9 protein-coding genes are annotated in these 13,077 nt (G+C 71.2%); all 9 read right to left on the bottom strand.

The window, feature by feature from the left end; translation table 11 throughout:
* Nucleotides 1–33 precede the first annotated feature (33 nt).
* The 9 genes from cheB to AC1M14_RS11585 all read right to left on the bottom strand — a co-directional run bounded on the left by cheB (nucleotide 34) and on the right by AC1M14_RS11585 (nucleotide 12,999).
* Nucleotides 34–1,044 (bottom strand): chemotaxis response regulator protein-glutamate methylesterase, encoded by a 1,011-nt coding sequence (cheB, locus tag AC1M14_RS11625; RefSeq protein WP_102775947.1) that lies wholly within the window; start codon nucleotides 1,042–1,044, stop codon nucleotides 34–36.
* Nucleotides 1,041–3,281: a response regulator gene (locus tag AC1M14_RS11620; protein WP_479731636.1), complete on the bottom strand. Its 2,241-nt coding sequence runs from the start codon at nucleotides 3,279–3,281 to the stop codon at nucleotides 1,041–1,043. Before AC1M14_RS11620 ends, cheB begins: the two co-directional genes overlap by 4 nt.
* Nucleotides 3,278–3,937: a chemotaxis protein CheW gene (locus tag AC1M14_RS11615; protein ID WP_479731635.1), complete on the bottom strand. Its 660-nt coding sequence runs from the start codon at nucleotides 3,935–3,937 to the stop codon at nucleotides 3,278–3,280. Before AC1M14_RS11615 ends, AC1M14_RS11620 begins: the two co-directional genes overlap by 4 nt.
* The gene (locus AC1M14_RS11610) at nucleotides 3,930–5,189 is read right to left on the bottom strand and encodes a CheR family methyltransferase (protein ID WP_479731634.1); all 1,260 of its coding nucleotides are present in this window, start codon (nucleotides 5,187–5,189) and stop codon (nucleotides 3,930–3,932) included. The genes AC1M14_RS11615 and AC1M14_RS11610 overlap by 8 nt, the downstream gene beginning before the upstream one ends.
* Nucleotides 5,186–5,686: a chemotaxis protein CheW gene (locus tag AC1M14_RS11605; protein ID WP_479731633.1), complete on the bottom strand. Its 501-nt coding sequence runs from the start codon at nucleotides 5,684–5,686 to the stop codon at nucleotides 5,186–5,188. The genes AC1M14_RS11610 and AC1M14_RS11605 overlap by 4 nt, the downstream gene beginning before the upstream one ends.
* 8 nt (nucleotides 5,687–5,694) lie before the next feature.
* Nucleotides 5,695–7,314 carry a methyl-accepting chemotaxis protein gene (locus AC1M14_RS11600; RefSeq protein ID WP_479731632.1) on the bottom strand — a complete coding sequence of 540 codons (1,620 nt, stop codon included), beginning with the start codon at nucleotides 7,312–7,314 and terminating at the stop codon, nucleotides 5,695–5,697.
* 210 nt (nucleotides 7,315–7,524) lie between these two features.
* Nucleotides 7,525–8,997, bottom strand: a complete 1,473-nt coding sequence (locus tag AC1M14_RS11595; protein ID WP_209166855.1) for an amidase — start codon at nucleotides 8,995–8,997, stop codon at nucleotides 7,525–7,527.
* 91 nt (nucleotides 8,998–9,088) lie between these two features.
* Nucleotides 9,089–11,359, bottom strand: a complete 2,271-nt coding sequence (locus tag AC1M14_RS11590) for an ATP-dependent DNA helicase (RefSeq protein ID WP_479731631.1) — start codon at nucleotides 11,357–11,359, stop codon at nucleotides 9,089–9,091.
* Nucleotides 11,356–12,999 (bottom strand): VRR-NUC domain-containing protein, encoded by a 1,644-nt coding sequence (locus AC1M14_RS11585; RefSeq protein ID WP_479731630.1) that lies wholly within the window; start codon nucleotides 12,997–12,999, stop codon nucleotides 11,356–11,358. The genes AC1M14_RS11590 and AC1M14_RS11585 overlap by 4 nt, the downstream gene beginning before the upstream one ends.
* Nucleotides 13,000–13,077: the final 78 nt, after the last annotated feature.

Raw genomic sequence — 13,077 nt, 5'->3', positions numbered from 1 at the left:
TTCAGTCCTTCTTTTTGTTCAATGTCCGGCCGCTCAGGCAAAGGCCTGCGTGAGGCGGGAAGCGATTTGGTCCAATGGGCGGATTTCCACGGCCGCCTGCATGGCGGCCGCGGCCTTGGGCATGCCGTAGACGGCGCTGGAGGCCTGGTCCTGGGCGATCGTCAGCCAGCCCCGTTCGCGCAGCGCCCGCAGGCCGCGCGCCCCGTCCTGGCCCATGCCCGTCAGCAGCACGCCGGCCGCCCGGCCGCGCCAATGCTGCGCGACGCTATGGAAAAACACGTCGATGGAAGGCCGGTACAGGCTTTCCTTGGGATCTTCCGCATAGCGCAGCGTACCATCGGCCAGCAGCCGCAGATGATCGTCGGTGCCGGCCAGCAGGATCTGCCCCGGCGCGGGCTGCTCGCCCTCGCGCACCAGCCGCACCGGCAGCCGCGCCTGCTCGTTGAGCCAGTCCGCCATGCCGGCGGCGAACGAGGCGTCCACGTGCTGCACCAGCACGATGCCGGCCGGAAAGCCCGGCGCGATGCCCGACAGCAGCTGCGCCAGCGCCGCCGGTCCGCCGGCCGAAGCGCCGATGACCAGCAGCCCCTGCGCATGCGCCTGCGGTGCCGGCACGGCCACCGGGCTCAGCGGCAGACGCCTGCCGTAGCGGCCGATCAGCCAGCCTATGTTGCGGATCTTGCGCAACAGCGGCGCGGCCGCGGCGCCCAGGTCGGCCGCGCCCACCACGGGCGTGTCGGCCGCGTCCAGCGCGCCGTGGCCCATGGCGTCGAAAACCCGCGAAGTATGGCGGGCCACGTCGGAGGTGACCACCACGATGGCGCAGGGCGTGGCCCCCATGATGCGCCGGGTCGCCTCGACCCCGTCCATCACCGGCATGATGAGGTCCATCAGCACCAGGTCCGGGCGGTCGCGCGCGCACAGGTCCACGGCCTCCTGGCCGTCGGCCGCCACCCACGCCACCTGGAATGCCGGTTCCAGCGCGATCACGCGCCGCAGCATCTCCACCGCCATCGGCATATCGTTGACGATCCCGATTCTCACGTGTGCGCCTTTCCGATCAGGTCTTCGACGGCGTCGAGCAAAGCGTCGTCATGGAAGCTGCCCTTGGCCAGGTAGTAGTCGGCGCCGGCGTCCAGCCCGCGCCGGCGGTCCTCTTCGCGGTCCTTGTAGGACACTACCATGACCGGCAGGGTTTGCAGCCTGGGATCGGCCTTGATGCACGACACCAGCTCGATGCCGTCCATGCGCGGCATATCCACGTCGGTCACGACCAGGTCGAAAGATTCGCTGCGCAGCATGTTCCAGCCGTCCATGCCGTCGACCGCCACGGCCACGTCGAAGCCCCGGTTCAACAGCAGCTTGCGCTCCAGTTCGCGCACCGTCAGCGAATCGTCCACCACCAGCACGCGCTTGCGGCGCCGCGCCGGGGCCGCCGCGCCCGGGCCGTCGACCCGCGCCAGCCGCCCGCCTTCGACGAGCTTCTGCACCGACACCAGCATGTCCTCCACGTCGAGGATCAGCAGCGGCGTGCCGTCGTCCATCAGCGCGCCCGCCATCACGTCCTGCACCTTGCCCAGGCGCGGGTCCAGCGGCTGCACGACCAGCGTGCGCTCGCCGACGTAGCGGTCCACGGCGATGCCGTAGAGTCGGTCGTGCTCGCCCACCAGCACCACGCTGACCGTTTCCGAATACGGCGCGGGCTGGTCGGTGTGCAGGATCTGCCGCGCCGACACCAGCCCGATCTGCCGGTCCATGAACCGGAAATGCTGGTGCCCTTCCAATTGCTCGATGTCCTCGGCCCGCACCTGCAGGGCATGGCTGACGTAGGCCAGCGGAAAAGCGTAGATCTGCTCCTGGATCTCGACCAGCAGGCTGCGCACCACCGACAGCGACAGCGGCATCTCCAGCATGAAGCGCGTGCCCTGCCCGGTCTGCTGCTGGATGCGCACGGCGCCGCGCAGCTGCCGCACCATGGTCTGCACCACGTCCAGCCCGACGCCGCGGCCCGAGATCTCGGTGACCTCGCCGCGCGTGCTGAAGCCGGACAGGAACAGGAATTCCAGCAGCTCGGCCTCGCTGAGCCGCGCCGCGGTCTCCGCGCTGGCCAGCTTGCGCCGCACCACTTCGTCGCGCAGCCGTTCGGGCGCGATGCCGGCGCCGTCGTCGCTCAGTTCGATCAGCAGCATGCCGGCCGCGTGCCGCGCCGCCAGCCGGATCAGGCCTTCCGGCGGCTTGCCCGCCGCCGCCCGGACCGCCGGTATTTCTATGCCGTGATCGACGGCGTTGCGCAGCAGATGGGTCAGCGGCGCGTCGAGCTTCTCGAGGATGTCGCGGTCGACCTGGGTGGACTCGCCTTCGATCTCCAGGCGCACCTGCTTGCCCAGCGCGCGGCCCAGGTCGCGGACCATGCGGGCCATGCCGCCCACGCCGTCGCCGAAGGGCCGCATGCGGCAGGCCAGCGCCGTGTCGTACAGGCGCCGCGCCAGATGGCCCATGCGCCAGCCGAACTCGTCGACCTCGCCGGTGCGCTGCGACAGTTCCTGCTGGCATTGTTCGACGATGCGGTAGGCGTCCTCCAGCGCGGCCTGCCCGCCCGGGTCCAGCGCCTTGCCGGCCAGCGCGGTGCGCGCGCCGTCCAGCGCCTGCAACGCACCGGCCTGCAGCCGCCGCAGGCGCAGCATGGACGCGCCGAACGGCGCGATCCACTGCGACTCCACCAGCGTTTCGCTGGACAGGCCCAGCAAGCGGTTGAGCGTGTCGGCGGTAACCCGGAGCACCCGCTCGCCCTCGCCCGCGCCGAGGTCGGACTTGCGCCGCGCCGGCAGCGCCGCGGGGACTTCCGGCGGTTCCGGGATGGCCGGCATCGCAGGCGGCGCAACGGCCGCGGCCTGCGGCGCATGCGCCGCGCCGCTCAGCCGGGCCACCAGATCGTCGATCTCGCCGCCCAGTTCCGCGCCCGGCGTGGCCACGCGCTGCAGCAGGTCGGCGCCCAGCAGCAAGGCGTCGATATCGGCGGCCTGCAGCCGCAGCCGCCCTTCCTTCGCTTCGACCAGGCAGTCCTCCATCGCGTGCGCGATGCGCACCGCGGGGTGCAGGTCCACGATGCGCGCCGCGCCCTTGAGCGAATGCGCGGCGCGCATGCAGGCTTCCAGGTGCGACGCCGACGTGGGGTCGTGCTCCAGCGCCAGCAGACCGTCGTTGAGCACCTGCACCTGGGTGCGGGTCTCGATCTGGAACAGTTCCAGGAGCGAGGCGTCGCGCATCTGTTCCGGGTTCACGCCAGGCTCCGTTCCAAGGCTTGCATCAGCAGGGTTTCGTCCAGCACGCCCACGGCGCGGCCGCCGGCGCGCGCCATGCCGCGCGTGTATTTCAGCGCGGCGCCGTCCACCGTGGCAGGCAGCGGTTCGAGGCGGTCCAGCTCGACGGCGTGGATGCCTTGCACCTCGTCGACCGGCAGCACCACCGCGCGGCCCGCGCCGCCCAGGATCAGCATGCGCGCCGCGGCCGGACGCTCGCGCGCCTCGGGCGCGGCCTCCAGGCCCAGCAGCCGCGCCAGCGACACGCATACGGTCAGCGTGCCCCGCACATTGGCCACGCCCAGCATCGCCGGGTCGCGGCGGTGCGGCAGGCCGAGGATGCTGCGCACGCTCGCCACTTCGTCCAGCGCCTGCGCCGGCAGGCCCAGCCACTCGCGCTGGACGCGGAACACCAGCAGCGCGGACAGGTCGCCATGCGCGGGCTCCGGCGCGCCGCCGTCGCCCTCGGCCATCTGCGGCGGCAGGCGATCTAGGATGCGCTTGGCGGCCGCGGCATAGACCGGACAGTTGCGGCAATGCACGTGGCCCGCCAACTGCGCGCAACTCTGGTCGCCGCGGATGCCGATGCGGTTCCAGCAGTCGTCCACGTCGGCAAGCCTGTCCAGGGTTTCACTCACGGCGCGTCTCCTCGCGCGCCGCGCGCGCCTGCAGGCGGCGGGCGCCCTCGTGGTCGCCCTCGGAGGCGACCAGCGCGGCCAGGTGCAGCAGCGCCTCGCGGTGGGTCGGCTCCAGGTACAGCGCCTTGCGGTACGCGGCCTGGGCCTGGCGCGCGTCGCCGGCGGCGTCCTGCAGCAGCCCTTGCAGATACAGCGCCTCGGCGCTGACCCCGTGGGCGTCGATATGGGCCTGGCATTGCGCGGCGGCCTCGTCCACCCGCCCCTGGTCCGCCAGGGCGGCTATGCGCTGCAACGAGGCCTCGGCGTCCTGCCTGGCCGGCGCCGGCGCGGGCCGCGCGGCGTGCGGCCGGGCCAGGCCCGGCGCGGGCGCCTGCGGCAGCGCCCGCCGGGGCGGCGTCCAGCCATGCGCCAGCGGGCGCGCCGGCCGCGGCGCGGCCTTGGCCGCCGCCGGCAAGGCGCGCGCGCCGAAGGCGAAGGCGCGCGCCATCGGCAGCGCGGGCAGCCGGCGCGCCGTCAGCAGGCTGGTCTCGGCCGGGCCGACGAAGAGCGCGCCGTCGTCTCGCGCCAGGCGCAGCAGCACCTGCACGGCGCGTTCCTGCGTGGCCGCGTCGAAATAGATCAGCAGATTGCGGCAGAACACGAAGTCGTACGGCGCGACGCCCGCCAGCAGCCCCGGATCGAACAGGTTGCCCGAACGGAACCGCACGCGCGCGGCCACGTGCCCGGCCAGGCGATGGCCGTCGCCGGTTTCGGAAAAATAACGGTCGCGATAGGCCAGGTCGTCGCCGCGGAATGCGTTGCGGCCATACACGGCGCGCTGCGCGAACTCGACCATGCGCACGCTGATGTCCACCGCGTCCACCTGGAAGCGTTCGGCCGGCACGCCGGCGTCCAGCAGCGCCATGACGATGGAATACGGTTCTTCGCCGCTGGAACACGGCAGGCTCAGCACCCGCAGCACGCGGTGCTCGGCGCCAAGCGCGTAGAGGCGCTCGCGCGCCAGCGCGGCCATCGCGGCCTGGGACTCCGGATACCGGAAGAACCAGGTCTCCGGCACGATCACCGCTTCGATCAGCTGCTGCATTTCGTCGAGCGAGCTGCGGGCATGCTGCAGGTAATCGCCCTCGTCGTCCACGCCGGCCACGCTCATGCGGCGCCGCACCGCCCGCTCCACGGCCGCCTTGCCGATCGAGCCGCTGTCCAGGCCCATGCGCCGCTTGAGCAGCGCGCTGAAATCGTCGACCAGCATCATGGCCGGGCCTCGTCCGGAAACAGCAGCACGCGCACCGCCGCCGGCAGCAGATCGTCGACGCGTACGGCCTGCACCAGGCCGCCGGCGTGGCTCAGCACCGGCCCCAGGTAACGGGCCTCGGGATGATCCAGCCCGCCCGGCCGGAACGCGGCCGGGTCGAAATGCGCGGTTTCCGTGGCCTGCTCCAGGATCAGCCCCAGCAGCCGCGGTTCGGCTTGCGGCGCGCCGCGGTAGCGCACCAGCGCCAGCCGCGTGCTGGTCACGGCCGCCGCCGCCCCCCTTCCGGCCAGCGCGCTCATGTCGATGACCGGGACCGCCGCGCCGCGGCGCTCCAGCATGCCGGCCACCCACGACGGCGCGCCGGGCACCTGCTTGAGCGCGCGCAGGCCCAACACCTCGGCGACGTCGCGCGCCTCCAGCGCATAGCGGTCGGAACCGATGCAGAACAGCAGGTACAGCCGGCGTGCGGCCGCCGCGCGGGCGTGGGAGTCCGCCATGTCCGCCGTCACACCTTGAAGCGCGACACGCCGCTGCGCAGGTCGTTGGCCACCAGCGTCAGCTCATCGATGGCCAGCGAGGACTGGCGCAGCGACTCCACCGTCTGCTGCGCCGCGTCGCTCAGCTGCTGCAGCGCCTGGTTGATCTGCTCGGCCCCGGTGGCCTGCGCCTGCATGCCTTCGTTGACCATCTGCACGCGCGGCGCCAGGGTCTGCACCTGCTGGATGATCTGCGACAGCTGGTCGCCCACCTGCTGCATGTCGGCCATGCCGCGGCGCACTTCCTCGGAAAACTTGTCCATGCCCATGACGCCGGCCGAGACCGACGACTGGATCTCGCGCACCATCTGCTCGATGTCGTAGGTGGCGACGGCGGTCTGGTCCGCCAGCCGCCGGATCTCGGTCGCCACGACCACGAAGCCGCGGCCGTACTCGCCCGCCTTCTCGGCCTCGATGGCGGCGTTCAGCGACAGCAGGTTGGTCTGGTCTGCCACTTTCGTGATCGTGGTCACGACCTGCGTGATGTTGCCGGCCTTCTCGTTGAGGATCGCCAGCTTGGCGTTGACCGAGCCGGCCGCGCCGACCACGTTGCGCATGGTCTCCTCCATGCGCGCCAGCCCGACCTGGCCATTGCCGGCCAGCGCCGCGGTCTGTTCGGCCGCGCCCGAGACTTCCGTCATGGTGCGCACCAGTTCGCGCGAAGTGGCGGAGATTTCGCGCGAGGTGGCGCCGATCTCGGTGGTGGTGGCGGCCACTTCCGAGGCGGTCGCCTGCTGCTGCTTCGAGGTGGCCGCGATCTCGGTGACCGAAGTGGCGACCTGCACCGCCGAACGCTGGGTCTTGCCGACCAGTCCGGTCAGCTCGTCCAGCATGCCGTTGAAGCCCGTCTCGATGGCGTTGAACTCGTCCTTGCGCGCCAGCTTCAGGCGGCGGGTCAGATCGCCGCCGCCGGTGGACTCCAGCGTCTTGACGATGTAGCGCATCGGGTCGGCGATGGCGCGCATCAGCAGCACGCCGCAGATCACCGCCGCGACGATCGCCAGGGCCAGCGACACCATCATGCCGACCTCGGCGTCGGTCACCGATTTGCGGATGGCCTCGGCCGCCTCGTCGGCCTGCCGCTTGTTCTCGGTCACCACCGTGGCCAGGATGTCGCGGCCCTTGTAGAACGCCGGCCGCAGGTCCGACTTGACGCGCGCCTGCGCCAGCGCGGCGTCCGCCAGCGTGCCCGGCGCCAGGATCTCGGCGCGGATGCGCTTGTACTCCCGCAGTTCGCGCTCGAAGGCCTCGAAGAGCTGCAGGTCGTCGTTGCGTTCGATGGTGCGGCGGTATTGCGCGACCTCTTCGTCCAGCGCCTGGTCGTTTTTCGGCAGGGCCTCCAGGGCGGTGGCGCGTTCTTGCGCGGTATCCAGGCTCAGGGCGTCCTGCACCGTGATGAAACCCGTCAGCCAGGCGGCGCGGATCGAGGCGCTGTGATAGATGCCCGGCACCGCGTCGCTGTTGATCAGCTGGACTTCCGATTCGATCACCAGCAGGCGCCGGTAATCGACCACCACCATCAATGCCATGATGGCCAGGATGACCATGAAGCTGGCCAGGATGCGCTGGCGCAGTGTCAGATTATTCATGCCGGAAACCTTTCTACAGTGTCGACTCGCCTGTTCGGCTACCGGCCCGCGCCGGTCCTGGTCTATTACGGAATGTTGAGTTCGTCGGCAATTATTGCAAAGGCGGCTCCGGCCAGCCATGAAAAATGACGAAACGATCCCGATTGGGGTCGTTTCGTCTGAAAAAAGCAAAAAAAGCTTACAAAACCGGGCGAATTCGGCCCCGCCGCCTCAGTCTCGCCAGAGCGCGACGGGCGGCCGCTCCCGGACCCAGTCCTGCGCCTGTCCGTAGGCGTGCGCCAGTTGCAGCACCGCCAGGTCGCCGCGCGGCGGGCCGATCAGCTGCATGCCCATCGGCAGCCCGGCGGCGTTGAAGCCCACCGGCACGCTGATCACCGGGCAGCCGGCCAGCGTCCACGGCGTCACGGTCTCCATCCAGCGGTGGTACGTGTCCATCGGGCGTCCCGCGATCTGCTTGGGCCAGTCCATATTGACGTCGAACGGAAACACCTGCGCCGACGGCACCGCCAGGTAATCGACTTCCTCGAACATGCGCAGCACCGTCTGGTACCAGGCGCTACGCTCTTCGGTGGCCTGGTAGACCTGGCGCGCCGTGATTCCGTCCAGCCCCTCGACCTCCCAGATCAGCGCCGGCTTGGCCAGCTTGCGGGTCTCGGGATCGTGGACCAGGGCGTGGTACTGGCCGCCCACCATCAGGTGGCGGTGCACCAGCCACATGCGCCACAAGCGGTCGCCGGCGAACGGCACCCGGTAGTCCAGCGCCTCGCAGCCCACCGCCGCCAGATCGCCCAGCGCGCGCTCGCACAGGTCCAGGATGCCGGGCTCCATGGGCAGGTAGCCGTTCCAGTCGCCCAGCCAGCCCACGCGCTTGCCGCGCAGGTCGGTCTCCAGCGGCTGCGCGAACTGCGCCGGATCGTCCGACAGCGACAGCGGCGCGCGCGCGTCGTAGCCCGCCATCACCGACAGCATCAGCGCCACGTCGCGCGGCGTGCGGCCCATGGGGCCTTCGTAGGACAACTGCTTCAGGAAGACCTCGGGCGCCGGCCCGGACGGCACGCGCCCTGCCGACGGCCGAAAACCGTACACATTGCAGAACGCGGCCGGGTTGCGCAGCGAGCCGCCGAAGTCGCTGCCGTCGGCCACCGGCAGCATGCGCGCGGCCAGCGCCGCGGCCGCGCCGCCGCTGCTGCCGCCGGCCGTCCGGGAAGGATCGTAGGGATTGCCGGTGGCGCCGTAGACCGCGTTGTAGGTATGCGAGCCCAGCCCGAATTCCGGCACGTTGCTGCGGCCGATGAAGATGGCGCCCGAGGCCCGCATGCGCTCGATCATGATGGAGTCGTGCGCCGTCACCTGGTCCTTGTAGACCGGCGAGCCCATGGAGGTCACCATGCCGCGCACCGCCGTCAGGTCCTTGGGCGCCTGCGGCATGCCGTGCAGCCAGCCCAGCCATTGCCCGGCGTCCAGCTGGGCGTCGCGTTCGGCGGCCTCGCGCATCAGTTCGTCGCTGTCGCGCCGGGCCACGATGGCGTTCAGCTTGGGATTGACCCGGTCGATATGCGCCAGGTAGGCGGCCATCACTTCGCGGCAGGACACCTGGCGCAGCCGGATCGCCTCGGACAGCGCATGGGCCGGCATGGCCACGATATCGTTCAGCGCGGCGGGCGCGGGGGCGGCAGTAGGCATGCTTGTCTCCTTGTGGTGCGCCGCCTGCCAGGCGGACGCAGACGAAATACTACCCAAAGCGCGGCGGCGGCGCGCGGCCGCCTGCGGCTGATCAGCGCACGCGCCACCAGCCCGGCAGCAGGCCGCGCACCTTGGCGCGCCGGTAGCGGTCGTCGATCAGGTGCACCGTGCCCACGTCGTCTTCGGTGCGTATCACCCGGCCGGCCGCCTGCACCACCTTCTGCATGCCCGGATACAGATAGGTGTAGTCGTAGCCGTTCTCCTCGCCGTAGCGCCGGTCCATGGCGCGCTTGATGTGCTCGTTGACGGCGTTGACCTGCGGCAACCCCAGCGTGGCGATGAAGGCGCCGATCAGGCGCCTGCCCGGCAGGTCCACCCCTTCCGAGAATGCGCCGCCCAGCACGGCGAAGCCCACGCCCCGCCCCTCCTCGGAAAAACGCGCGAGGAACGCGGCGCGCCCGGCCTCGTCCATGCCCGGCGTCTGCGCCCATATCGGCACGTCCGGATGGCGTTCCCGCATCAGGTCCGAGACGCGGCGCAGGTAGTCGAAGCTGCTGAGAAAGCCCAGGTAGTTGCCCGGCCGCTCGGCGTACTGGCGCGCGATCAGGTCGGCGATCGGCGCCAGCGAACGCTCGCGGTCGCGAAAGCGCGTGGACACGTCGCCCACCACCCGCACCTCCAGTTGCCGGGCCTGGAACGGCGCGGCCACGTCGATCCAGGCGGCCGCCGGCGGCAGGCCCAGCGTGTCGCGGTAAAACTGCTGCGGGCTGAGCGTGCCCGAGAACAGCACCGTGGCATGCGCCGCCGCATAGCGCCCGGCCAGGTACGGCGCCGGGATCACGTTGCGCACGCACAGCGTGGAGCGCGGCGTCCTGGCGCCGGCCGCGCCGCCCGCGTCCAGGGTGGCGTCGAACAGCGCATGCGGGCCGAACTGCTCGGCCAGGCGCATGAAATGCAGGGCCTCGAAGTAGAACGCCAGCACCGGATCGTCCTGCGCCAGCGGATGCTCGCCCATGTGGTCGGTGATCGCGGCCACCGCCTTCTGCACCGCCGCCAGCACCCCGGCCGGCGCTTCGTCATAGGCCTGGTAGGCCTCGGCCTGCTTTTTGTTCAGGGCGTTCCAGGAACGGTTCAGGCCGTCCAGCGCTTTCTTCAGCGGCTTGGGCGCGGCCTGGCGCGCGCCCGCCAGCATGCCCTGGTCGAGCTCGCCCGTGTACATGCGGCGCGCCCGTTCCACCAGGTTGTGCGCCTCGTCCACCAGCACCGCCACCTTCCACTGGTTGGCCTGGGTCAGCGCATGCAGCATGGCGGTGGCGTCGTAGTAGTAGTTGTAGTCGCCCACCACCACGTCGGCCCAGCGCGCCATTTCCTGCGACAGGTAGTACGGGCAGATCTCGTGTTCGGCGGCCGTGGCGCGCAGCGCCGCGGCGTCCATGCGCGCGTGCGCCAGCGCGGCCTGGCGGGCGCCCGGCAACCGGTCGTAGAAGCCCCGGGCCAGCGGGCAGGATTCGCCGTGGCAGTCCTTGTCCGGATGCACGCAGGCCTTGTCGCGCGCCTGCATGTCCAGCACCCGCAGGCGCGGCGCGGCCGGCTGGGCGTTGACGGTTTCCAGCGCCTCCAGCGCCAGGCCGCGGCCCGGCCCCTTGGCGGCCAGGAAGAAGACCTTGTCCAGCCCCGCGCCCGGGCAGGCCTTGAGCACGGGAAAGATCGTGCCCAGCGTCTTGCCGATGCCGGTGGGCGCCTGCGCCATCAGGCAGCCGCCGTCGCGCGCCGTGCGGTACGCGGCCACGGCCAGCTCGCGCTGGCCGCTGCGAAACGCGCCATACGGAAACGCCAGCGCTTCCAGCGCCGCGTCGCGCGCGCGGCGGTGCGCCTGTTCGGCCGCGGCCCAGGCTAGGTAACGGCCGCAGTAGTCGTGGAAATACGCCTGCAGCGCCGCCGCGTCCTGGGTTTCCACCAGCACGGTTTCTTCCTCGGTGGCCAGGTTGAAATACACCAGCGCCACGCGCAGCTGCGCCAGCCCGCGGGCCTGGCACAGCAGGTGCCCGTAGACCCGCGCCTGCGCCCAATGCGCCGCGCGATGGTTGTCGCGCACGCTCTCGAAGCGGCCGCGATAGGTCTTGATCTCTTCGAGCTGGTTGGCCGCCGGATCGTAGCCGTCGGCGCGGCCGCGCACCAGCAGGTTCTGGTATTCGCCGGACAGCGCCACCTCGGTTTCGTAGTCCGGCCCGCGCCGCCCGGCCACCGCGGCGTGGCCGGCCATGCCCTCCAGGCCGCTGGGCGCGGGCGTGAAACGCGAATCCAGGTCGCCGGCGCGGGCCGTGAACTCGCAAAGCGTGCGCACCGCGACCGCGTGCTTCATGGCGCGTCCTCTTGCCAGCTCACGTGGCAGACGCTGACCGGCATGCCGTGCGCCACGCAATACTCCAGCCAGCGGACCTGGTTGTCCTGCAGCTTGTCGCCCGGCCCCTTGACCTCGATGAGTTCGTAGCGGCGCTCGCCGGGCCAGAAGCGGATCAGGTCCGGCAGGCCCGAGCGGTTGGCCTTGACGTCGCGCAGCAGCCGCGTGAAGTACAGCTTCAGGTGCGCCGCCGGCAGGCAGTCCAGCGCCAGCGCCAGCAGCGGCTCGGACAGCGCCCCCCAGAACACGAACGGCGACTGCACGCCGCGCTTTTCTGCGTAGCGCGCCAGGATCGTGTCGCGGTAGTCCGGCGTGTCCAGCTGCGCCAGGCATTGCGCGAAGCGCGCCTCGCGGCGCTGGTGGAAGTCCGGCGCGTCCAGGTCCGCCGGCCCGCGCTGGAACGGATGGAAAAACGCCCCCGGCACGGGTGCGAACACCGCCGGCCAGCACAGCAGGCCGAACAGCGAATTGATGAGCGCGTTCTCGACGTAATGCACCGGCGCGTCGTCGCGGTGCAGGTGATCGCGCGCCACGAACTCGACCGGCATGGGCTGGCCGGGACGCGGCAGCGACAGGTCGCGCCGCGCCACCGCGGGCGCGCGGCGTCTTGCGGCCGCGGCCTGCCCGGCGCCGCGCAGCAGGCGCGGCATCATGCGCGCCAGCCGCTGGCTTTCTTCTTCGCTTTCGGGTTCGGCCTGCGCGCGCGCCGCCAGCGCCAGGGCCTCGTCGAAGCGCGCCATGCGCTCGTATACGCGGATGCGGCGGTGACGCGCGCCGGGATAGGCGCACAGCGCATACACGCGCTGCGCCGCGTCCCAGTCCTGCGCGCGCTCGCAGGCCTGGCCGATGCGCAGCAGCAGCTTGCCGCGCCGCTTTTCCAGCCAGGGGTTATCGCTGGCGCAGGCGTCGATGGCCGGCAGCAGCGCATCGAGTTGCGCGCCCGCTTCGAGCGCCTGGCGGCACGCGTGCAGCGCCAGGTAGCGGTCGATGTCGGCGCGCGCCTGGAACGCGCGCGAGTCCGCGTCGAACGCCACGGTTTCATACTGGAACACGCCCAGGTCGGCCAGCACGAACTCCGACCAGTCCTGATGCAGATTGCCGAAGAACATGAGGCGCAGGCGTTCGCAGAGATCGGCCGCCATCACCCGCCAGACCGGCTCGGCGGCGCGCGGATGCCAGGCGGCATAAGGCTGCGCCGGCGGATGCAGCGGCCGCAGCGCCTCCAGCAGCTCGGCCTTGCGGGCGCCGGCCTTCACCGGCGCGCCGCGGAATATCGCGGCCAGTTCGCCCTTGGTATGCAGGCCGAAGAGCTCGTCCAGCGTCATGGGCGCCGCGGCGTCCAGCCAGCCCAGCGCCGCCAGCGGCGCGGCGGCCGCCAGCGTGCCGGGGATTTCTTCGTAGCTCAGGCGGGTGGCCCGGAACCACGGGCCGCGCCGCATCAGCATGCGCACCATGAGCGCCCGCGACGCCTGCGGCAGGGCCTGGAAATCCGCCAGGAAGCGCCGCTCGGCGTCGTCCAGCAGGTCGCCGTAGCGCTCGGCGATCCACGCCAGGGCGCGCTCGAAATTGTGCAGGTAGTAATAGCGGTGCGGAGGAAACATCGGCGCGGCCGGATGACTGGATATTTATCCAGCAATCATAGCAGGACGGCCGGCAAGCGCGAGGCTTGCCGGCCGTCC

Source organism: Achromobacter sp. SX5 (assembly GCF_056711425.1).
This window is presented reverse-complemented; position numbering and strand designations above follow the sequence as displayed.